Here is a 20,867-nt window from a genome sequence, read left to right on the forward strand (position 1 = left end):
TATCCCCGACCTGGCGACAGGCGCGCAGACGCGCATGCATGGCATCGGCCTGCGCCGGCGCAAAGCCGGCGCGGTGCATGCCGGTGTCGATTTTCAGCCAGACATGCAGGCGCGGGTGGGTGGCAGATGAGGCAGATGGGGCGGATGGGACATCAGCGGCTTCAATCAGGGCAAGCTGGGATGTCTGGTGCACCACGACCCAGAGATCATGTTGCTGCGCCAGCTGCAGATCCTCGGCATCGAAAAAGCCTTCCAGCACCAGAATAGGGTGGGTGATGCCAGCCTGGCGCAGCGCCAGGGCTTCTTCGACGAAGGCGACGGCATAGCCGTCTGCGTCACGGGCCAGCGCCTGCGCGCAGCGGATGGCGCCATGGCCGTAGGCATTGGCTTTCAGGACGGCCAGCGCCTTGCCGCCGTGCAGGCGCTTGGCAACCTGGTAATTGTGCCGCAGGGCGTCGAGGTCGATCAGGGCAAAAGAGGGGCGCATCGGTATGGCCTAGCGGGTTTGATTGGCAGGAGAACGGGTGGCCAACGGGCGGTGGCGCGGCTGGTAACGGTCCAGCGCCAGGCCTTCGGTGCTGATTTCCGGGGTGCGGCCACTGACCAGATCGGCCGTCAGGCGGCCCGAGCCGCAGGCCATGGTCCAGCCCAGGGTGCCGTGGCCGGTGTTGAGGAACAGATTGGGATAGCGGGTGGCGCCGATCACAGGGGTGCTGTCCGGCGTCATCGGGCGCAGGCCGGTCCAGAATGTCGCCGCCGGGACATCCCCGCCGGGGAACAGGTCCTTGACAACCATTTCCAGCGTGGCGCGGCGGCGCGGATCCAGCCGCAAATCGAAACCTGCCAGTTCGGCCATGCCGCCGACACGGATGCGCTGGTCGAAGCGGGTCACGGCGATTTTGTAGGTTTCGTCCAGCACCGTCGATTGCGGCGCCAGGGCCGGGTCAAGCAGCGGCACCGTCAGGGAGTAGCCCTTGACGGGATAAACGGGCAGATCCAGCGCCAGGGATTGCAGCATGGCGCGTGAATAACTGCCCAGCGCCAGCACGTAGCGGTCAGCCTGAAACATCTGCTGGCCAGCCTGCACGCCCGTGATGCGGCCGCCTTCGACCTGCAGGCGCTCGATGGGCGTGTTCCAGCGGAATTCCACCCCTGCGCGTGCCGCAATATCGGCCAGGGCGCGCGTGAAAAGATGGCAGTCGCCGGTTTCGTCATTGGGCAGCCGCAAGCCGCCGGTCAGGCGGTCTTTGGCCTGGGCCAGCGCGGGCTCCACGCGCGGCAGCTCATCCGGCGTCAACAGCTCATAGGGCACGCCGCATTCCTGTAGCACGGCGATATCGCGCTGCACCGCGTCGATCTGAGCCTGGTTGCGGAACAGTTGCAGCGTTCCGCCGGTGCGGTGTTCGTACTGAATGCCGGTGTCAGCGCGCAATTGGCGCAGGCAATCACGGCTGTACTCCGCCACACGCGTCATGCGTTCCTTGTTGATCGCATAGCGTTCCGCGTTGCAGTTGCGCAGCATGTCCAGCATCCAGCGCAGCTGGAACAGGCTGCCATCCAGCCGGATGGCCAGCGGAGCGTGTTTCTGGAACAGCCACTTGATCGCCTTGAGCGGAATGCCGGGCGCGGCCCAGGGGGTAGAGTACCCCGGTGAGATCTGGCCGGCATTGCCGAAGCTGGTTTCATCGGCGGCGCCCGCCGCGCGGTCGATCAGGGTGACCTGCATTCCGGCGCGCGCGAGATAGTATGCGCTGGTGACGCCAATCACGCCGCCGCCGAGGACGATGACTTTCATGAGGAACAACTCCGTTCAAGGATGCAGGATGGCGATGGCAGCCATCCGGCGGAATGCCCCATGCAAGGCGTTTGCATGGAGACCTGGGCGCGGCGCCAGGGCGTGCCGGGTGAGGCCGGTGGCCTTGACGCCGCGCTGGCTTATTGCGTTTGCAAGAGGCTCTTGCGGCGGCCGTAGAGCAGGTAAACCACGATGCCGATCGCGCTCCAGATGAAGAACCACATCAGGGTCCGGGACGGCAGGCTGAAGAACAGGTACAGGCAGCCGCCGATGGCGCCCAGGCCGACCACCCAGACCAGCGGGGCCCGGAAGCGGCGCTCGCGGTTAGGTTCGCGTTTGCGCATGACCAGCAGGCTGGCGCCGACCGCGACAAATGCCATCAGCGTTCCAGCGTTGGCCAGCGCGGCGATTTCGTCCAGGCGGGCTGTGCCTGCCAGGCTGGCGACCAGCACCGTGGTCATCAGCGTGATGGCAACCGGCGTGCCGGTTTTCTGGTTGACCGAGGCCAGCCGTTTCGGCAGCAGGCCGTCACGCGCCATGACGAAGAAAATCCGGCTTTGGCCGTACAGGAAGGCCAGCAGTACCGTGGGCAGCGCCACGACGGCTGCGCCGGCGATGATGACCGCCATGCGGTCCTGCCCGATGCCGCGCAGGATCAGCGCCAGCGGCTCCGCGCTATTGCCCAGCGCAAGATAGCTCATGGCGCCCAGGGCAGCCAGAGAGACGAAAATGTAGATCGTGGTGCAGCCCAGCAGGGAGCCGACAATCCCGATGGCGAGATCGCGATCCGGGTTCTTGGCTTCTTCCGCCGCGGTGGCCACCGCATCGAAACCGGCATAGGCGAAGAACACAATGGCGGCTGCGGCCATCACGCCCCGTTCGACGCCATCTTCACCGACGGATTTGAAGAAACCGTAAGGCATGAATGGCTCGATATTGGCCACGTCGAAATGCTGCAGCGCGACATAGACAAACAAGGCCAGCGCGGAAAGCTTGATGAGGACGAGGACGGCATTGAAGGTCGCACTTTCTTTGGTGCCACGGATCAGCAGCCCGGCGACGACCACTGTGATCAGCACGGCAGGCAGGTTCACGACGCCGCCGGCGTCAGGCCCGGCCACGATCGCCTGCGGCAAATGAATGCCCATGCCGTTCAGGAATCCCACCATATAACCGGACCAGCCGACGGCAACCGTGCTGACGATCAGCGAGTACTCCAGGATCAGGCACCAGCCTACCACCCAGGCGATGACTTCGCCCAGGGCGACATAGGAATAGGTATAGGCGCCGCCGGCTGCCGGCATCATGGTAGCCATTTCCGCATAGGCCAGGGCAGCGCAGACGCAGACCAGTCCGGCGACCATAAAGGACAGCAGCACTGCCGGGCCGGCACGGTCGGCGCCGACGCCAACCAGCGTGAAGATCCCGGTTCCCACAATGGCGCCGATACCGAGCGCCACCAGATGTATCCAGGTCAAAGAACGCACTAGCCTGTGTTCAGGCGCGTGTTGCGTCAAGGTATCCAGTGATTTTCTTCTAAACATGCATGTCTCCATTTTTTATGGTTTTTTCTGACAGCGGTCCGGCAGGGGTGCGGCAGGCGATGGCCGGAGCGGCACGCCATGGCGTGGCGGTGCGCAAGCAGGATGCTGCGCCGCCGGCGCTCATGACGCCGCCATCAGTCTGGTTTTGTATAAAAGCGCTTGTGATTAGTATTCCTATTCATTAAAAGACGCAGGCAGCAACCGCGCATGGCCTGGCACAAAGGGAATGCCCGGGCCGGAGCAGAGTCTGACGCCTCTCGGAACGGAAATGGTTTTTGTTATGACGGCAGTGGAAAATTCTTTCTGAATGCCGTCAAATAATAAAAATCCAGTAAAAACAGGATTGTATGGCTTTGATTGCAGTTTATTTAACTAAAATATAACGGAGATAAAGTGAATTCACCTGAAGGCGAAATTGGCCATGAACGATAAAAGTGAAAAACACTCCCTGGATCGCATGGACAGGAAAATCCTGGCCATCCTGCAACGCCAGGGGCGCATTCCGATGACGGAATTGGCCGGGCTGGTGGGTTTATCGACGACGCCATGCGCCGAACGTGTCCGGCGCATGGAGCGGGCCGGGGTGATCACCGGCTATCACGCCAGCGTATCGCCGGATGCGCTGGGCAAGCCGCTGCTGGTATTTGTCGAGTTGCGCCTGTCGTCGAAATCAGAGGAAATCTTCGAGAAGATCCGTAAAGAGCTGATGCTGGTGCCTGATGTCCTGGCATGCCATCTGGTCGCAGGCAGTTTTGACTATCTGGTCAAGGCGCGGCTGGGCGGCATGCGGGAATACCGGCGCCTGCTGGGCGATATCCTCAAAAAGCTGCCGGTGGCAGCCGAATCGCATAGCTATATCGTCATGGAGGAGATCAAGGACACGCTGACCCTGCCGTTATAGGCTGGCAGGCATCAGCAGGCATCAGGCATCAGGCATCAGGCATCAGCATCAGCATCAGGTTTCAGGCGGCAGCGCAGCGTCACAGACCTGCCACCTTGTTTGCCTAGACTTGCGCTTTTCGACTACTTTGATGCCTGATTCCATGAAAATTACGCATTTATCCCTGACGTTGGCGATGTCCGTCCTGCTGGCCGCTTGTCATTCCTCTGATGATGAAGACAATGAGACCGGGCCGCCGCCGGTCGAACAGCCTGGGACTGGGGGCTAGAATCCGGGGGACGGGGGCGAGACGCCGGAACCCCAGCCCGAACCCGAACCTGAGCCCAAAGTCTTGCTGCAGGAAAGCTTTGCGGGCAGCACTTTGCCGGCAGGCTGGCGGCAGCACAATGGTGTCAATGGCGCGGCCTACGTCAAGGACGGCTCTTTGATCGTCAATGGGCGGGGGGACGATTACAACGCGACAGCGGTCATGCTGCCGCTGCCTGCCATCCAGAATTTCCGGCTGGATGCCGGCTTCACGCTGGCCGCCGCCAATAACAACTCGCGCTGGGTGTCGTTCATGTACCGGGTGTCCGACACGGCCAACCTGGAACCCTATTTTCAGGCTGCCTTCCGCCAGAATGCGGCCGCGTCGAATGGCACGGAGCTGGCCTATCGCAGCAATAATGGCTGGAACGTGACCCACACCGCGGCGTTTGACGAAGCACTGCAAGCCGGGAAAACCTACCGGGTCAGCATCGAAGCCTACAATGGCCGCGTCCGCCAGTATCTGGATGGCAAACTGCTGCATGATGCGGAAGTCGGCGACGTACGTCCCGGCACCTTTGGCATCCAGGCAGCCGGCGCGGAGATCCGTGTGCATGACATTACGATTAAAGAACAGCTGAAGGCCTTGCCCAGCATGGGCGATATCTATCCGGCGCCTCAGCAGGAAAGCGGCGTGGCCATGGCGCCTACGCTGATTGCCGCCGCGGATGCGGCTGGCGCGTCGTTGCGCGGCGCCGGCGGCATGTTGTTCGGGCTGGATGCCGCCCTGAATCTGGCCAGCGCTGGCGGGCAAAGTGAAGGCAGCCTGCTGCAAAAGCTGGAGACCGGCATGGCGGCGCTGCCCGCGCTGCGGATTGCCGATGCCGCGACCATCGAGGCGCTGGCGGCCGTTGCGGCAGAACGCAATCTGGTGGATTTGACGCTGGTCGCCGATGACGCGGATTTGCTGGCCTTGGCGCGCCAGCGTATTCCCATGGCCCGGACGGCGCTGGATCTGAGCCAATCGGCGCTGCGCAATACGCGCCAGGATCTGCTAACTGTTGTGCAGCAGACCAACCGTTCCGGCAGCAAAATCGCCATCCTGCCGGAACGCATGCTGGCGCGGGATGCCGTGGCATATTTGCAGCGCATGCTGATCACGCCCTGGGCCGTGTCGCAGCACACGACGCCGCAGGCGGCGGCGCAAATCCTGACGACAGGCATCAATGGCATCATCACGCCGGATGTCGAGGTATTCACAACGCTGCTGGAACGTTTTCCGGCCAATACCCTGTTGCGCATGCCGCTGGTGATAGGCCACCGGGGCGTGCCTTCGCTGGTGGATGAAAATACGCTGGAAGGCGCGCTCAAATCAGTGGAGCTGGGCGCGAACGCCGTGGAATCCGATATTTACCTGACGAGGGATAATCGCCTGGTCATCATCCACGACGATACGCTGGATCGCACCACTACCGGCAAGGGCAGCGTGGAAAACTATTCGCTGGCGGAGCTGCAAGCCTTGCGCACCAAGCCGCAGGGCCTGGCCATCCCGACGCTGGATGAATACTTTGGCGCCTTGCGCGGCAAACCCGTCACGCAGTTTGTGGAGATCAAGACAGGCAACCCGAATATCATCGCGCCGCTCAAGGCCTTGATCGAAGCATATGGCGTGCAGGATCAGGTCATCGTGATTTCCTTCCATCAGGATCAGCTGCGCCGCATGCGTGACATCATGCCGGAGATGTCCGCCGGCCTGTTGACCAGCACGCCGACAGGCGCGGCGCCTGCCGTGTTGCGCGCCATTCTGGCCGGCACCCAGGCCATGTCTTCTACCTTCAATCCTAGCTATGCCAATCTGAGCCGGGAGATTATGGAAGTGGCCAAGCATCGCGGCACGACATTCTGGCCGTGGACCTTTCGCGATCAGGCCGTGGCGGAAAATTACTACCAGTATGGCACCCATGGCCTGACCACGGACTATGCGCAATGGTTCAGTGATTACGCCGTCCGGGTGGCGCCGGTATCAGCCAGTATCAGCTTCGCGCAGAATACTGCTGCCGCCGCCGCCGTGACGCTGACGCATCAGAATGGCAAGACCACGGCCGCGCAGAGCGCCGAGATGGTCGTGGTGGACAGCACGGCTGCCTACCGCCAGGAAAATGGCCAGCTCATTTTTACCGGTGCGGGCCAGGCCACTGTGCTGCTGGGCTATACCCAGACGCTGACGGGAGGCCGCCAATACACCATTTTCTCTGAGCCGGTTACGGTGACGATTCGTTAAGCCGCGGCACCGGCGTCATGGTGAAATGAAAAAAAAGCGGTGCGGGCAAAATTTGCCCGCACCGCTTTTTGACGCTCGCCCAGTGCGGGCGGCGGTGTTTTAGTCGCGGAAATTGTTGAACTGCAAGGGCAGTTCGACCTCTGTGCCGCGCAGCAAGGCGATGGCCTCTTGCAGGTCATCGCGCTTTTTGCCGGTTACCCGCAGCTTGTCACCGGCAATCTGGGTTTCCACCTTGAGCTTGGCCGCCTTGATGGCAGCAATCAGTTTCTTGGAAACCGCTTGCTCTATCCCTTGCTTGACGGTGATTTTCTGGCGGGCGCCACCCAGGTTTTCCAGGGGATCGGCGACTTCCAGGCAACGCGTATCTATGCTGCGCGCGCTCAGACGGGCGCGCAGGATGTCGCGCATCTGGCCCAGCTGGAATGCGCTGGGCGCCGACAGGTTGACGATGAACTCTTCCAGTTCGAAGGCTGCCGTCACGCCCTTGAAGTCGAAGCGCGTGGCCAGTTCGCGATTGGCCTGATCAACAGCGTTACGCAGTTCGTGTTTGTCCACTTCCGACACGACGTCAAAACTAGGCATGCTTATTCCTTCTGTTCCGCAGGTGTCGCATTCTGCGGCATTTCAATCTTCACTTCCAGGATTTCGAAACTATCCTGGCGTTCGACATTGACCTTGATGTCGTCAGGATTGATGTTGACATACTTGGAAATGACAGCCAGCAGCTCCTGTTGCAACTGCGGCAGGTAATCGGGCGAGCTCTGGCCGGAGCGTTCATGCGCCAGGATGATCTGCAGGCGCTCCTTGGCCACGCTGGCCGTGGGCTTTTTCTGGCCCAGCAGGAAGGAGAGGAAGGACATGGCTTACTTCCCTCCGAACAGGCGCTTGAGCAGGCCGGGTTTCTCGTAGTCGGTAAAACGCAGCGGTTTGTCTTCGCCCAGGTAACGCGCAATGACGTCCTTGTAGGCTTCGGAGACGTCTTCACCTTCGAGGTGGATGCTGGCAATCCCCTGGTTGGAGGCTTGCAGCACGGCTTCGGATTCGGGGATGACACCGATCAGGCGGATGCGCAGAATGTCTTCGATATCCTGCAGCGATAGCATTTCACCTTCGGCCACGCGCTTGGGGCTGTAGCGCGTCAGCAGCAGGAATTCGCGTACCGGTTCGGCGCCGTCGATGGCGCGCTTGGACTTGGCTGACAGAATGCCGAGGATGCGGTCCGAGTCGCGCACCGAAGAGACTTCCGGGTTGGTCACGACCAAGGCGTCATCGGCGAAGTACGCAGCCATCAGCGCGCCGGTTTCGATACCGGCAGGCGAATCGCAGACAATGTACTCAAAGCCCATTTCCTTCAGTTCGTCCAGGACTTTGCCCACGCCTTCCAGCGTGAGCGCGTCTTTGTCGCGTGTTTGCGAAGCGGGCAGGATATAGAGGTTGTCGGTCTGCTTGTCCTTGATCAGCGCCTGCTTGAGCGAGGCATCGCCCTGGATGACGTTGACGAAGTCGTAAACGACGCGGCGCTCGCAGCCCAGAATGAGATCGAGATTGCGCAGGCCAACGTCAAAGTCGATGACAACGGTCTTGTGGCCGCGCAGGGCCAGGCCTGAAGAAAAGCTGGCGCTGGTGGTGGTCTTGCCTACCCCGCCCTTGCCGGATGTCACCACAACGATGCGAGTCATGAATCAGGAACCTTCTGAGGAATGAATGGAGATACAAACAAATGGAAGTACAAGCCTGTATCGTAAAGCAAAAGTAACAAAAACCACCGCTTCCAGGCGTAAAGCGGTGTTACCGCAGCCAATTAGAGTGGCATGACCGTCAAGGTTTCGCCATCCAGGCTGACACTGGCGGGTTTGTTGTGGACATCGCTGGGCAGTTTTTCCTCGACCACGCGGTAAATACCCGCGATGGCGATCAATTCCGGGTCCAGCTGCGTCGCAAAAATACGGGCATCGGTATCGCCGCGCGCGCCAGCCATGGCCTTGCCCCGCAATGGCCCATAAACATGGATATTGCCGTCAGCAATGATTTCCGCGCCGCTGCTGACCATGCCGATGATGACAAGATCCGCATGGCGGGCATAGACGCGCTGGCCCGAACGCAGCGGCCGGCGCAGAATCATGGCGGGCAGGCGCGAGGCCTGCGGCGCAGCGGTGCCGGTCGCGGCTGCCGCCGCAGGCGTATCGGCGGACTCTGCCGGCGCGGCCTGGCTGGCGACTACTTCGCCTTGCTGGTGCGGCACCGGCGCCGATGCGGCGTCGGCGGCTTCTGCGCTGGCCGGCCGCGCAGCCGGCAGCGGCGACAGGTCCACGGGCACCAGGCCGGCGGCGCGTGCCGCCGGGTGCTGCGCCTCATCGGCGATGAAACCGATAGGGGGCAGGCGGTGTTCGCGCAGCGCGGCCGCCAGGCCTGGCCAATCCAGCGGCGTGTCCAGGCCGCTGGCGTCTATGACCACCGGCTCGTTTTCAAACAGCGCCCCGACATCGGCCATGCGCTTTTCCAGATCGGCTTGCAGCGTTTTCAGTTTGGCGTCGCGCAGGACCAGGCGTACGGCGTAGAGCGTGGCGCTTTTGAAATCCAGCGCGGAATCAGATTGCTTGGCGCTCATGCTTTGGCCCAGGAATCCCGCAGCGTCGTGATGCGGTTGATGACTGGCGCCTCCGGGCGGGACAATTCGCGGTCAGCGGCAAAGTAGCCCAGCCGCTCGAACTGCCAGCGCTGGCCGGGTTCAGCCGTCAGACCCGGTTCCAGCCAGCCGCGGACGACCTTGATGGAATCGGGGTTGAGGAAATCCAGGAATTCCTTGTCGCCAGCATCCGGGAAGGCGTCCGAGAACAGCCGGTCATAGAGACGGATCTCGGCGGGCACCGCGTGAGCGGCGCTCACCCAGGTGATATTGCCCTTGACCTTGACGCTGTCGGCGCCAGACGTGCCGCTTTTGGTATCGGGCAGGTATTCGGCATGCACCTCGGTGATGTTGCCGTTGGCGTCCTTGCTGAAGCCCGTGCATTTCACGACATAGCCGTATTTCAGGCGCACCGTGTTGCCGGGGAACAGGCGGAAGTATTTCTTCGGCGCTTCTTCGCGGAAGTCGTCACGCTCTATCCACAGCTCGCGCGAGAACGGGAAGTGGCGCTGGCCGGCTTCCGGGTCATGCGGGTTGAGCGGGGCGCTGCAGGCTTCGGTCTGGCCTTCAGGATAATTGGTGATGATCAGCTTGACCGGGTCGAGCACCGCCACGGCGCGTTCGGCGACCGGGTCGAGGTCGTCGCGCAGCGCTTGTTCCAGCAGGCTGTAGTCAATGCGCGAGTCTGCGCGCGCCACGCCGATGCGTTCGCAGAACAGGCGGATGGCCGAAGGGGTATAACCGCGGCGGCGCAGGCCGACCAGGGTGGGCATGCGCGGGTCGTCCCAGCCTTCTACCAGGCCGTCTTGAACCAGCTTGAGCAGCTTGCGCTTGCTGGTCACGACATAGCTCAGGTTCAGGCGGGCGAATTCATATTGGTGCGGCAGCGGCTGGGCCAGCTGGCCCAATTCCGCCAGGCGCGCCAGGATCCAGTCATAGAAGGGCCGCTGGTCTTCAAATTCCAGGGTGCAGATGCTGTGGGTAATGCCTTCCAGCGCGTCCTCGACCGGGTGAGCCCAGGTGTACATCGGGTAGATGCACCATTTGTTGCCCGTGCGGTGGTGGTGGGCATGACGCACGCGGTAGAGCACCGGATCGCGGAGGTTGATATTGGGCGACGCCATGTCGATGCGGGCGCGCAGCACCAGGCTGCCGTCAGGGTGCTGGCCGTCGCGCATTTCGCGCAGGCGCTGCAGCGACTCGGCCGCCGGGCGGTCACGCCAGGGCGAGTTGGTGCCGGCTTCGGTCAGCGTGCCGCGGTTGGCGCGGATTTCATCAGCGCTTTGTTCGTCCACATAGGCATAGCCAGCTTCGATCAATGCTTCGGCAAAGCCGTACATATAGTCGAAGTAGTCGCTGGCAAAATACAGATTGTCTTCACCGGCTTCGGATTTCCAGTCGAAACCCAGCCAATGCACGGTGTCTTTGATAGCATCGACGTATTCCTGATTTTCTTTTTCAGGGTTGGTATCGTCGAAGCGCAGGTGGCAGACGCCGCCATAATCACGCGCCAGCCCGAAATTCAGGCAGATGCTTTTGGCATGGCCGATGTGCAGGTAGCCGTTGGGTTCCGGCGGGAACCGGGTGCGAATGCGCGCGGGATCCTGCTGGCCCTGCGCCTGCACGGAGGCAGGGCCGGGCGCGCCGGCCCAGAGCTTGCCGCGGAAGCGGTCGGCATTCAGGTCGGATTCGATGATTTGACGGATAAAATTGGAAACCGGCGCTACCGGCGGAACTTGGCTCATAACGCTGTGAGAATCGCGCAAAAGAAGTCGAAACATCAATTTTGCCACGGCTGCGGGAACAGGCTGTTATTCTCGCGAAATTGTCGGTTTTCCAGCAACGTTCTTGCATCAGGCTGGAGCACCGGTCTATCCGCAGCGGGCAGGCGGGGGAAGGGCGCCACCATGTCGCGGCGCGCAGGCACCGGCAGTGTCGCCGCTCTAGGCCTGACGATACGACAAAGCGGCGCAGCTGACCATATGGCTGTTGTACATTCAGGCCCGTTGCATTGTTGAGGGATCGGACTTTTCACCCATGACGGATTTCACTGCCCTGGCACTGGCCCAGGTCCAGTTCCTTGGCGGGCTGGGGTTCCACCAGACATTTCTGGCGCTGGCGGCGGCGCTGGCATGGCTGCTGTGCGCCATGAAGTGGCGCGCCCGCCGGGCCGCGGCCTGGCTGCCAGCCTATCGCTTCTGGGTCCGTTTTTTCGCCCTGGCGTGGGTGCTGGCCTTTGCTTCCGGCCTGCCTGTGCTGTTCCAGGCGGGCAGTTTGTGGCCTGGGCTGGGCGAGCGCGTCGGGAATGTCGCCGGGCCGCTGCTGGCTGCCATCGTCCTGACCGTATTCCTTTTCAAAACCTGCTTTCTGGGTGTCATGCTATTCGGGCAGATGCGCGTGTCGCCCCGGGTTCATGCGCTGAGCGTCTGCATGACGGCGGCTGGCCTGACGCTGACATTATTCTGGGAGCTGGCGCTCTTGGGCTGGACCCACGCGCCGGTCGGCTCCACCTGGTTCAATGGCCAATATTATGTGGATGACTGGCGGGCGCTGCTGTTTGACGGGCTGGCGCCTTGGATGCTGTTGCGTGTTCTGGCTGGCGGGTTCTTTGCCGTGGGCTGCCTGATGACCGGCATATCCGCCTGGCAATCCTTGCAGCGGGATTTGTCGGAGAGCGAAACCCGGGTGTTCTGGCTGGGCTGCTGGCTCGCGCTGGCTAGTCTTGTGGCCTGGGGCGCGGCCTTGCTGGTGCAGATGCCTTTGCTGGCCGCCTGGCAGCCGGTGCAGCTGGCCGCCCTGGCCGGGCTGTGGGAAAGCGGCAAAGAGGCGGCGTTCCTGTTGTTCGCCGTGCCGGATCCGGCCATGCAGGTGAATTTGACCGAGTGGCGTCTGGGCCTGGCTGATTGGCCCTGGCTGGCGCAGCAGGCCGAAGGGGCCTGGGCTGGTCTGGATCAGGCGTCGGGCATGCTGCCGCCAGTGATGACAGTGTTTCTGGCGGCGCGCCTGCTGGCCTTGTTGGCTTTGCTGGTGCTGCTGGCGCTGCTCTGGACGCTATGGACCGCGAAACGCCGCGGCGCGTTGCGCGTGTCGGCCTGGCCGGTCAGGCTGCGCCGCGTGCTGGCCTGGCTGACGCTGGCTGGCCTGTTCATGCTGGCTGTGTCCTTGTGGCTGGGGGAAATGGGGCGCGTGCCTTATTTCGTTGCCGGCACCATTACTTTTGCCGAGGTAGGCAATAGCCTGCCGGTCGCCGGGCTGTGGGCCAGTTTGCTGGCGTATGTGGCGGTGCTGGGGCTGGGCGTCTGGGGCTTTGCCAGGATGCTGTTCCAGGCTGCGCGCCATGGCGTGGTGCCGGTGCGGCGGGCAGGGGAGACACTGCGATGATGACGGGACTGGCCAATTCACTGGGCATGCAGGTCCAGGATCCTGCTTTCTGGCTGCCGCTGGCATGTCTGGCCGTGCTGTGGGTGCTGCTGATTGCCGGCGCGATTCTGGATGGCTTCGATCTGGGCGTGGGCGTGCTGTTGCCGCTGGCGCCGCCAGATGCCAGGCAGCGCCTCTGGGCGCATTTGGGCGCCTGGCGCGATGCCAATGGCGCCTGGCTGCTGCTTGCCGCCGGTTTGTTCGCCAGCGCCTTTCCGGCGGCCTGGGGGCAGGTGATGGGACGGCTCTATGCGCCGCTGACCCTGGTGCTGCTTGGCGGCATTTTGCGTGCCGTGTGCTTTGAGTTCCGCTACCGGGCGCGGCCGGCCGACCGTGCCCGCTGGCTCCATGGTTTCTGGGTCGGCGCGGTGCTGACGGCGCTGGGCCATGGCTGGGTGCTGGGGCGCATTGCCACCGGCTACCAGGGCGGCGTGACGTATCTGTTATTCGACCTGATGTGCGGCCTGTGCGCCTTGGCAACGTATATCGTGCTGGCCGCCAGCTGGTTATCGGCGCGCCTGCAGGGCAATTTGCAGGAGCGCGCCGTGAATTGGGCCAGGCGCATGATCCCCTGGAGCGCGACCGGGATGCTGGCGGTCGCCATGACCCTGGGCCTGCTCAATGGCGGGGTCTTGCATCGTTGGAGCAATGGCGGCGACTGGCGCGCCGCCCTGGCATTCTGGGGGGCGATGTTGTTGTGCATGATCGCCCTGGATTTCTCCCTGACGCGCCGCCGGGGCCGCCGGCGCAGCTGGCTGCCGTGCGTGCTGACCTTGCTGCTGTTGCTGTTGATGCTGATCGGGGTGGCCTTCAGCCTGTTCCCTTATCTCATTCTGGATGAAGTGACGATATGGGATGGCTCGGCCGACCCCGGTTCGCAGCGCCTGGCGCTGGCGGCGGCGGTGGTCGCAGTGCCGGTGCTGCTGGTCGTCAGTGTGATGAATTATCGGAGTCTGTTCGCCCGTCCGTCAGCGACAGGGGAATACTGACGCGCACCCGCAGGCCGCCGTCCGGGGCATCGTCCAGTTGCAGAACCCCTTGGTGGGCGCGTGCGATGGTGTCGGCCAGCGCCAGGCCCAGGCCGACATTGCCCGTGCGGGTGCGCGCGTCATCCAGGCGTAGAAAAGGCCGCAGAGCTTCGTGGCGCCGCTCGACCGGGATGCCCGGGCCGTGGTCATCCAGAATAATGTGGGCGTGCAGGGCATCGGCTTCCAGCGTGATGCGGATGGGCGGCTGGCCATGGTGCATGGCATTGCTGACCAAATTATCCAGCAGGCGGCGCAGCGCGCCGTCGTCCAGCCGCAGCCGGACTGGCCGCTGCAACAGGTCGTTGAATGCGATATCTAGCCCGCTGTTATGCCAGAGCTGCACATAGTCTTGCAGCCAGGCGCGGATTTCCAGCGCGGTGGGCTGGTAGGCGGCCGGGTCGCTGCCACGCACGAAATCCAGGAATTGGCCGATCATATGCTGCATATCCTGAAGGTCTTTGCGCATGCCTTCGCAGAAGGTCGGGTCACTGGACATTTCTATGCGCAGCCACATGCGTGACAAAGGCCCTTTCAGGTCGTGCGGCAGGCCCGCCAGCAAGGTGCGGCGCACGGCGTCGGATTCGGCCAGCGCATCGAGCATGGCATTGAACCGTTCGCCCAGCAGCCGGATTTCATCCGGGCCTGCGGGCTGGACGCGGCTGGGCTTGCCGGCGGCCAAGTGGTCGGCGGCTTCCGCCAGGCGTGTCATCGGGCGGGAAATATGCCAGGAAAACCAGCCGGCCAGCATCAGGACGCCGCTGAGTGTCAGCAGCCAGATCACGATGATATGGGCGGCCAGAGGGGGATCCAGGCGGTCCAGCGGCACCACCAGCCAGTCGGTGTCGGCCTTGTCCTGGGGATGCGACAGGGAAATATAGAGGCGTGCGGCCTGCCCCTGGCTGGCGGCGACCAGCGTGCCGTCGCCCAGGCTGGCATTCACGCGCTCGACAAAGGCCTGCAACTGGGGCGAGGCATTGACAGTGCGCGACAGCGAGCCCGACATGCCCTGCTGCGGATGCAACTGGGCATCAGCGGGCAATTGGCGGTTCCAGAGATACCATTGGCCATGCGAAGCGCGGCGCACAAAATCGACACGCTCTTCAGGTTCAATATGGGTCACGGCTGCCTGCAGGGTATGCAAGGCAGTGATGATCAAATCGTATTTGACGGGATCGACGTAGCGCTCCTGGTAGCGGTCGATCATGATCATGGTGACTGTGTGTGAAAACAACACAGCGCCCAGCACGAGAAAGGCAACCCGCGCGCGCAGCGAACGGGGAACCAGGTAACGGCAGGCCAGACGGCGCAAACGGCTCATTGCGGTCTTCAGGGGGCGAAGCGGTAACCGATGCCCCAGACCGTCTGGATCCAGCGCGGTTGCTTCGGGTCTTCCTCCAGCACGCGCCGCAGGCGCAGGATGGCGATGTCGATGGCGCGGTCATTGCGTTCGCCATCATCGTCACGTGCCAGCGCCAGCAGTTTTTCCCGGCTTAGCGGCTTGCCGGGATTGTTGACGAAGGCTTCCAGCAGATTGATTTCACCGCCAGTCAGATGCATGGGCTCCCCGGCGCGGAACAGTTGGCGCCGGATCGGGTCATAGGTGAATGGCCCGAAATTGACCGGATTGGTGCGGTTCAGGGCAGATGGCCCGACTTTGCGGCGCAGCACGGCTTCAATGCGTGCCAGCAGTTCGCGCGGATCGAAAGGCTTGCCCAGATAGTCGTCGGCCCCGGCTTCCAGGCCGCTGATCCGATCCTGCGTTTCGTCGCGGGCAGTCAGGAGGATAATGGGAATATCTTCTCCCTGTTCGCGCAACTGACGGCAGGCCTGGGCGCCGTCGCCGCCCGGCAGCATACGGTCCAGGACGATCAGATCCGGCGAGTAACGCGCAATGCGGGCAGGCAGATCGGTGGCGTCCGGGGCCAGCAGGGTGTCGTAGCCATGGCGGTTGAGGTATTCGGCGAGTAGCTGCCGCAGGGCAGGGTCGTCATCGACGACCAGCAGTTTGCTGGGAAGTTTGTCCATGGCGTAGAGGGAACGTAGAGGGAAGAAATCTAGGATGCGAGCAGTGTCGCTTGCGCGGGCGTGGTGATCAAGATGTGGAAACGCTTTGAAATGTTCCGCACCCAGGGCTTGACCTGGGAAAAAGCTGTATGGAATCAGGGAAATGCCTGGAAACTTGCGCTCAGGCGGCTGGCCGGCTGGCCGTCCGGGCTATGGCTGCCATTGCTGCCGTTGCTAGCGCTGCCGGGCCTGGCCTGGGCCGGATGGGATGATGCCAGCGGGCTGGAACGCCTGTCGCCCGTGCGGCTGTATGCGGTCCCGGAACCGGCGGCGCCCCAGGCCATCGCGCCGGAAGACCTGGACGCGCAGCAGCCGGGGATGGCGGAGGGGCTGGATGTCTATGGCCTGCACTGGCAGCCGGAGCTGCGCCCGCAGGGCGCTGTCGATGACGCGGCAGCAGGCAGTGGCAGCGGGCGCCATGTGGTGTTGGACGGCAGGCTGGGGGTAAGCAACGACGGGATGGCGCACTGGGTTTACCGTGGCGCGGACGGGCCGGATCTGGCATTCGGCGTCCTGCCGGGCAGCGGCTTGAAATTGTCCGGCAGCGCTCCCCTGGCGGGGGTGCGTTTGCAAAGCGGCCGGATGGACGGTGTGCTGGCGCCTGGCGCGGTGGGTTATTCCTCAGCCGTGGGCTGGCTGGACTATTCGCCCTGGAGCGCGGGGGCAGGCGCGGTTGAATATGGCGTGTCCGCCGGGCAGACGGCCGTGCGCTACGGTTGGCAAAACGACCTGACCCTGGAAGGGCAGGTGCAGACCGCGGCGAAAATGCGCAATGTCGGCTTGGGCGGCGTCTATTCGCTGGGCGAATGGGGGCGCTTGCGCGCCGGCGCGGCGCACAGCCGGCATGAGAGCGTCGAAGGCTCGCGCTACAACCTGGGGTATGTCGTGAATGTCTATGACTGGCTGGAAGTGGGCTACCGCGCCGAATATGCCATGAGTGGCTATAGCGACTTGAGCCGTTACGCGACCGGGCCGCTGGCGCAGCCCAGGATGCAGGGCACGCTGGAAACCGGGGTGCCGCTGGCAGGTTGGGGCACCATCAGCGGTACCTACTCGGATATGCGCTCCGGCAATACCACCGTGCAGCGCATGGGAATTGCGCACCGCCTGGCGCTGCGGCGCAATGTGCAGCTCAAATGGGAAGCGGACCGCGATATCGTCTCAGGTGATTACGGCATGCGCCTGAATCTCAGCATGCCAGTCAATCTGCTGGGTGATTGACGCAGGCGCGGGCCTGCCGGGAAGCGGCTCTTCCGGCCAGCGGTGCGCAGGAATGACATGCTGCCGGATTGCGGTACGATCCGGCAGGTAAAATGCTCACATGTCTAATTCGATTCCTGCGCCAGGCCTGGCGCATCTTCATCATGCCGAAGTCTGAAGCCCTGGAAGTCCTGCGGCGGGTCTTTGGCTACGAGTCATTCCGCGGCGAACAGCAGGACATCGTCGAACATGTGATTGATGGCGGCGATGCGCTGGTGCTGATGCCCACGGGCGGCGGCAAATCCATGTGTTACCAGATCCCTGCGCTGGTGCGCGAGGGAACGGGTATTGTCGTGTCGCCCCTGATCGCGCTGATGCAGGATCAGGTCGATGCGCTGACCGAACTGGGCGTCAGCGCCGCCTATCTGAACTCATCCCAGGATTGGCGGGAAGCCCGGGCGGTTGAGCAGCAATTCCTGGCGGGCGAGCTGGATTTGCTGTACGTCGCGCCGGAACGGCTGCTGACCGACCGTTGCCTGGATTTGCTGTCGCGGGGCCGGATTGCCCTATTTGCCATCGACGAAGCCCACTGCGTCAGCCAGTGGGGCCATGATTTCCGCCCGGAATATCTGGGCCTGTCCATGCTGCAGGAGCGCTGGCCGCAGGTGCCGCGCATCGCCCTGACCGCGACAGCGACCGCCGAAACACGCAGTGAGATCGCCCAGCGCCTGGCCCTGACAGAAGCGCGGCATTTCGTTTCCAGCTTCGACCGGCCGAATATCCGCTACCGCATTGTTGAAAAAGACGAGGTACGGCGCCAGCTGCTGGCCATGATCCGCGCTGAACATGAAGGCGAGGCCGGGATCGTTTACTGCCTGTCGCGGGCGCGGGTTGAGGAAACGGCAGATTTTCTTTGCCGCCAGGGAGTGCAGGCGCTGCCTTACCACGCTGGCCTGAGCCAGGCGGTGCGCGCCGAGAATCAGTCCCGCTTTCTGCGGGAAGACGGGCTGGTGATGGTGGCGACGATTGCGTTTGGCATGGGGATAGACAAGCCCGATGTCCGCTTTGTGGCCCACATCGACCTGCCCAAATCCATAGAAGGCTACTACCAGGAAACCGGGCGTGCCGGGCGCGATGGCCTGCCGGCCTCGGCCTGGCTGGCCTACGGCCTGCAGGATGTTGTGCAGCAGCGCCGCATGCTGGAAGAATCGCCGGGCGAGGAAGCCTTCAAGCGGCGCCAGGGGGCGAACCTGGATGCCATGCTGTCGCTCTGTGAAACCGTGTCCTGCCGCCGCCAGCAACTGCTGGCCTATTTCGGCCAGCGCATAGGCGCTTGCGGCAATTGCGATACCTGCCTGGAACCGCCGGAATCCTGGGATGGCACGGTTGCGGCGCAGAAATTGCTGTCCACGATCTACCGGCTTTGGCGTGAGCGCGGCCAACGGTACGGCGCCGGGCATCTGATCGACATTCTGCGCGGTAAACGCAGCGAAAAAATCACCCAGCAGCAGCATGACACCTTGAGCGTGTTCGGGGTGGGGGCGGATATGTCGGACAAGGCCTGGCGCAGCGTGATGCGCCAGTTGCTGGCGCAAGGGCTGGTCATGACCGATGCGGAAGGTTACGGCACGCTGGCGCTGACCGAAGCCAGCCGGGCGGTGCTCAAGGGTGAACGCCAGTTGATGCTGCGGCGCGAAAGCGAAAAGGCCGCCCGTTCTTCACGCAGCAGCGGCAAGGCCAGGGCCGCTTTGCTGGATTTGCCGCCGGAAGCGCTCAAAATATTCGAAGCCTTGCGCGCCTGGCGGGCAGAAATCGCCCGCCACCATGGTGTGCCTGCCTATGTGATCTTCCACGACGCGACCCTGCGCGAAATTGCCTTGCAGGCGCCCGAATCCCTGGAGGACCTGGGGCAGATCAGCGGTGTGGGCACACGCAAGCTGGAAGCCTACGGCGAGGAAATCCTGCAGCGGGTCTTGCAGCCGGTGTTGTAGCGGTTTGTTGTAGCGGTTGCTGCGGCGGCTAGGGCCGCTTGCTGGGCGGCTGCTGGCGGTAGCGCCCGCCGCGCCCGGCCGTTATCCGGCAGGGCGTGCAGGCCAGGGCAGGGTTAGTCGTCTGCCTGCTGTTGCAGGGCAGCGATGGCCTCATCTTCCAGAACAGGCAGGAAGCCGCCGCTTTCCCCATCGCGCAGGAACAGCAGGCCGGTGGCGACGCCGAAATAGGTGCCGTGCAGCTTGAGCGTGCCGGCTTCCACGCGCTGGCGGATGGACGGGAAGGTCATCAGGTTTTTCAGGCTGTGCTCGATGACGGCCAGTTCCAGCTTGCGCAGCGCATCCGGGCGTTCGGCAGGCAGTGTGCCCAGGCGGTCCGCCGTGGCGGCGATCTGCGACATCCATTTGCCGATGAAGTTGCCGGCCGTCAGCGGCTGGGCATGGTCGTAGAAGGAAGCAATGCCGCCGCAGGAAGCGTGGCCCAGCACAACGATATGCTTGACCTCCAGGCCTTCGACTGCAAATTCAATGGCTGCGCTGGTGCCGTGGTAAGAGTCGGAGTCAGGCTCGTAAGGCGGAACCAGGTTGGCGACGTTGCGGACGACAAACAACTCGCCCGGCCCCGCATCGAAAATGACTTCCGGGGAGACCCGGGAATCACAGCAGCCGATAATCAGGATTTCAGGGTGCTGGCCTTTTTCAGCAAGGTTTTTGTAGCGTTTGCGTTCACTGGGAAAGCGGCCAGAAAGAAACGAGCGATAGCCTTCGGTGAGGCGTGTGGGGAAATTTCGCATGGAAAGTGTCTTGTGTGAAAGCTCCGTCATTGTAAAACGCGACAGTCTTCCCCGCATGGAACATTTCCAGATTCTGGAATTTCCAGGCAGGTAGGTGCGTCAGACGGCCGGGGCAGACAGGTATTTTTATGAAGCTAAGGCACGCTCAAGCGGCGGCGCAACAGGGATGGCCAGGCGCGCAGGCGGCGCTGCGAGAGGCGTGTTGCGGCGGTGTGTGGTGCGGTGCGGGTTGCGGCGTGCGGTGGTGACGCAGTTGGCGGTGCAGTGGGTGGCGCAGTGGGCGGCGCTTGTGACGCGCTTGTCAGCGTGAGCCGACGACCAACACTTCTGCGTCCTGGCGACTGACGGTACGCATGCGGTGCGGCAGGGTAGCATCGAAATAAACCGCATCACCGCTTTCCAGGCGCCACACGCGCGAGCCCACCATCAGCTCCACGGCACCATGAATGACCAGCATGAATTCTTCGCCTTCATGCGGTTGAGCCGCTTGGCGATCAGGAAACTCGCGCGGCGGGATGACCACTACGGGCTGCATGGAGCGGATGCGGCGTTTTCCGGCCAGCGCCTGGTAGTGATACCCCAGCGAGCTGCCCGTGCGTATCATGGGCTGGCGATCCGCGACGCGCACGACACTGACGATTTCATCCAGGCCTTCCGGGCCGGATCCCAGAAGTTGGTCCCGCGTCAGGCCATAGGCGTGCGCCAGGAGTTCTATTGTGGTGTCCGACGGATTGCTGAGGCCGCGTTCCAGCTTGGAGAGGTAGCTGCGCGTCAATTCGGTGCGCAGCGCCAGCGCGGCCAGCGACAGCTGGTGCTGGCGGCGCAGGGTGCGCAGCCGGAAGGGCAGGTCTATGAGGGTATAGCGCGGGTCTTCGCGGTGCCCGGCCGTGGCCGGGCTGGCGCCAAGATGCCGGTCGGCATTCGCTGCCGCGGCGCCGGGCCGGGCATCAGACGGTATGTCTCTTGAGGCTGGCAAGGTA

Annotated in this window: 18 protein-coding genes; 6 read left to right on the top strand and 12 right to left on the bottom strand. The window is 63.2% G+C overall.

Annotated features, from left to right (window positions below; translation table 11 throughout):
- From ACTJGZ_RS04415 to ACTJGZ_RS04425, 3 genes are all read right to left on the bottom strand, one after another.
- A partial coding sequence (locus ACTJGZ_RS04415) for an alanine racemase (protein WP_441661736.1) occupies nt 1–487 on the bottom strand: 487 nt, incomplete at its 3' end.
- A 9-nt stretch (nt 488–496) separates the two neighbouring features.
- Nucleotides 497–1,795: a D-amino acid dehydrogenase gene (locus ACTJGZ_RS04420; RefSeq protein WP_441661737.1), complete on the bottom strand. Its 1,299-nt coding sequence runs from the start codon at nt 1,793–1,795 to the stop codon at nt 497–499.
- A 140-nt stretch (nt 1,796–1,935) separates the two neighbouring features.
- Complete coding sequence (locus tag ACTJGZ_RS04425) at nt 1,936–3,339, bottom strand: amino acid permease (RefSeq protein ID WP_441661738.1); 1,404 nt, start codon at nt 3,337–3,339, stop codon at nt 1,936–1,938.
- Between the two features lie 421 nt (nt 3,340–3,760).
- On the opposite strand from ACTJGZ_RS04425, the gene ACTJGZ_RS04430 reads away from it, so the two are divergent.
- Nucleotides 3,761–4,240, top strand: coding sequence for an AsnC family transcriptional regulator (locus tag ACTJGZ_RS04430; protein ID WP_441661739.1), 480 nt, complete (start codon nt 3,761–3,763; stop codon nt 4,238–4,240).
- A 331-nt stretch (nt 4,241–4,571) separates the two neighbouring features.
- Nucleotides 4,572–6,767, top strand: a complete 2,196-nt coding sequence (locus ACTJGZ_RS04435) for a glycerophosphodiester phosphodiesterase family protein (RefSeq protein ID WP_441661740.1) — start codon at nt 4,572–4,574, stop codon at nt 6,765–6,767.
- A gap of 99 nt (nt 6,768–6,866) precedes the next feature.
- Here ACTJGZ_RS04435 and ACTJGZ_RS04440 read toward each other — a convergent pair whose 3' ends face one another.
- The 5 genes from ACTJGZ_RS04440 to ACTJGZ_RS04460 all read right to left on the bottom strand — a co-directional run bounded on the left by ACTJGZ_RS04440 (nt 6,867) and on the right by ACTJGZ_RS04460 (nt 11,138).
- Nucleotides 6,867–7,349 (bottom strand): YajQ family cyclic di-GMP-binding protein, encoded by a 483-nt coding sequence (locus tag ACTJGZ_RS04440; protein ID WP_441661741.1) that lies wholly within the window; start codon nt 7,347–7,349, stop codon nt 6,867–6,869.
- A gap of 2 nt (nt 7,350–7,351) precedes the next feature.
- Nucleotides 7,352–7,627, bottom strand: coding sequence for a cell division topological specificity factor MinE (gene minE, locus ACTJGZ_RS04445; RefSeq protein ID WP_441661742.1), 276 nt, complete (start codon nt 7,625–7,627; stop codon nt 7,352–7,354).
- Nucleotides 7,628–7,630: 3 nt separating this feature from the next.
- Entirely contained in the window at nt 7,631–8,446 is an 816-nt protein-coding gene (minD, locus tag ACTJGZ_RS04450) for a septum site-determining protein MinD (protein ID WP_441661743.1), read from the bottom strand.
- 122 nt (nt 8,447–8,568) lie between these two features.
- The gene (gene minC / locus ACTJGZ_RS04455; RefSeq protein ID WP_441661744.1) at nt 8,569–9,375 is read right to left on the bottom strand and encodes a septum site-determining protein MinC; all 807 of its coding nucleotides are present in this window, start codon (nt 9,373–9,375) and stop codon (nt 8,569–8,571) included.
- Nucleotides 9,372–11,138, bottom strand: a complete 1,767-nt coding sequence (locus tag ACTJGZ_RS04460; protein WP_441661745.1) for a glutamine--tRNA ligase/YqeY domain fusion protein — start codon at nt 11,136–11,138, stop codon at nt 9,372–9,374. Before ACTJGZ_RS04460 ends, minC begins: the two co-directional genes overlap by 4 nt.
- Nucleotides 11,139–11,430: 292 nt before the next feature.
- Here ACTJGZ_RS04460 and ACTJGZ_RS04465 point away from each other — a divergent pair, with 292 nt between their 5' ends.
- Nucleotides 11,431–12,774: a cytochrome ubiquinol oxidase subunit I gene (locus ACTJGZ_RS04465; protein WP_441661746.1), complete on the top strand. Its 1,344-nt coding sequence runs from the start codon at nt 11,431–11,433 to the stop codon at nt 12,772–12,774.
- Nucleotides 12,771–13,802, top strand: coding sequence for a cytochrome d ubiquinol oxidase subunit II (locus tag ACTJGZ_RS04470; protein WP_441661747.1), 1,032 nt, complete (start codon nt 12,771–12,773; stop codon nt 13,800–13,802). Before ACTJGZ_RS04465 ends, ACTJGZ_RS04470 begins: the two co-directional genes overlap by 4 nt.
- Here ACTJGZ_RS04470 and ACTJGZ_RS04475 read toward each other — a convergent pair.
- Both ACTJGZ_RS04475 and ACTJGZ_RS04480 read right to left on the bottom strand, forming a co-directional pair.
- Nucleotides 13,744–15,159, bottom strand: a complete 1,416-nt coding sequence (locus ACTJGZ_RS04475; protein ID WP_441661748.1) for an ATP-binding protein — start codon at nt 15,157–15,159, stop codon at nt 13,744–13,746. The genes ACTJGZ_RS04470 and ACTJGZ_RS04475 overlap by 59 nt on opposite strands.
- 8 nt (nt 15,160–15,167) lie before the next feature.
- Nucleotides 15,168–15,866 carry a response regulator gene (locus ACTJGZ_RS04480; RefSeq protein WP_441661749.1) on the bottom strand — a complete coding sequence of 233 codons (699 nt, stop codon included), beginning with the start codon at nt 15,864–15,866 and terminating at the stop codon, nt 15,168–15,170.
- Nucleotides 15,867–15,938: 72 nt separating this feature from the next.
- On the opposite strand from ACTJGZ_RS04480, the gene ACTJGZ_RS04485 reads away from it, so the two are divergent.
- A complete protein-coding gene (locus ACTJGZ_RS04485; RefSeq protein ID WP_441661750.1) occupies nt 15,939–17,126 on the top strand; it encodes a hypothetical protein in 1,188 nt (395 codons plus the stop codon).
- Between the two features lie 143 nt (nt 17,127–17,269).
- Nucleotides 17,270–19,096 (top strand): DNA helicase RecQ, encoded by a 1,827-nt coding sequence (recQ, locus tag ACTJGZ_RS04490; RefSeq protein WP_441661751.1) that lies wholly within the window; start codon nt 17,270–17,272, stop codon nt 19,094–19,096.
- Nucleotides 19,097–19,209: 113 nt separating this feature from the next.
- Here recQ and ACTJGZ_RS04495 read toward each other — a convergent pair whose 3' ends face one another.
- Nucleotides 19,210–19,887, bottom strand: a complete 678-nt coding sequence (locus ACTJGZ_RS04495) for a carbonic anhydrase (RefSeq protein WP_441661752.1) — start codon at nt 19,885–19,887, stop codon at nt 19,210–19,212.
- A gap of 301 nt (nt 19,888–20,188) precedes the next feature.
- A complete protein-coding gene (locus tag ACTJGZ_RS04500) occupies nt 20,189–20,863 on the bottom strand; it encodes a helix-turn-helix domain-containing protein (RefSeq protein ID WP_441661753.1) in 675 nt (224 codons plus the stop codon).
- Between the last annotated feature and the right edge of the window lie 4 nt (nt 20,864–20,867).

Origin of the sequence: Kerstersia sp. (assembly GCF_052103615.1) — a bacterium.
GTDB lineage: Bacteria > Pseudomonadota > Gammaproteobacteria > Burkholderiales > Burkholderiaceae_B > Kerstersia.

Coding starts and splice junctions, on each gene's coding strand:
- ACTJGZ_RS04420 (WP_441661737.1), bottom strand. CDS start 1,795: ATGAAAGTCATCGTCCTCGGCGGCGGCGTGATTGGCGTCACCAGCGCA.
- ACTJGZ_RS04425 (WP_441661738.1), bottom strand. CDS start 3,339: ATGTTTAGAAGAAAATCACTGGATACCTTGACGCAACACGCGCCTGAA.
- ACTJGZ_RS04430 (WP_441661739.1), top strand. CDS start 3,761: ATGAACGATAAAAGTGAAAAACACTCCCTGGATCGCATGGACAGGAAA.
- ACTJGZ_RS04440 (WP_441661741.1), bottom strand. CDS start 7,349: ATGCCTAGTTTTGACGTCGTGTCGGAAGTGGACAAACACGAACTGCGT.
- minE (WP_441661742.1), bottom strand. CDS start 7,627: ATGTCCTTCCTCTCCTTCCTGCTGGGCCAGAAAAAGCCCACGGCCAGC.
- minD (WP_441661743.1), bottom strand. CDS start 8,446: ATGACTCGCATCGTTGTGGTGACATCCGGCAAGGGCGGGGTAGGCAAG.
- minC (WP_441661744.1), bottom strand. CDS start 9,375: ATGAGCGCCAAGCAATCTGATTCCGCGCTGGATTTCAAAAGCGCCACG.
- ACTJGZ_RS04460 (WP_441661745.1), bottom strand. CDS start 11,138: ATGAGCCAAGTTCCGCCGGTAGCGCCGGTTTCCAATTTTATCCGTCAA.
- ACTJGZ_RS04465 (WP_441661746.1), top strand. CDS start 11,431: ATGACGGATTTCACTGCCCTGGCACTGGCCCAGGTCCAGTTCCTTGGC.
- ACTJGZ_RS04470 (WP_441661747.1), top strand. CDS start 12,771: ATGATGACGGGACTGGCCAATTCACTGGGCATGCAGGTCCAGGATCCT.
- ACTJGZ_RS04475 (WP_441661748.1), bottom strand. CDS start 15,159: ATGAGCCGTTTGCGCCGTCTGGCCTGCCGTTACCTGGTTCCCCGTTCG.
- ACTJGZ_RS04480 (WP_441661749.1), bottom strand. CDS start 15,866: ATGGACAAACTTCCCAGCAAACTGCTGGTCGTCGATGACGACCCTGCC.
- ACTJGZ_RS04485 (WP_441661750.1), top strand. CDS start 15,939: ATGTGGAAACGCTTTGAAATGTTCCGCACCCAGGGCTTGACCTGGGAA.
- recQ (WP_441661751.1), top strand. CDS start 17,270: ATGCCGAAGTCTGAAGCCCTGGAAGTCCTGCGGCGGGTCTTTGGCTAC.
- ACTJGZ_RS04495 (WP_441661752.1), bottom strand. CDS start 19,887: ATGCGAAATTTCCCCACACGCCTCACCGAAGGCTATCGCTCGTTTCTT.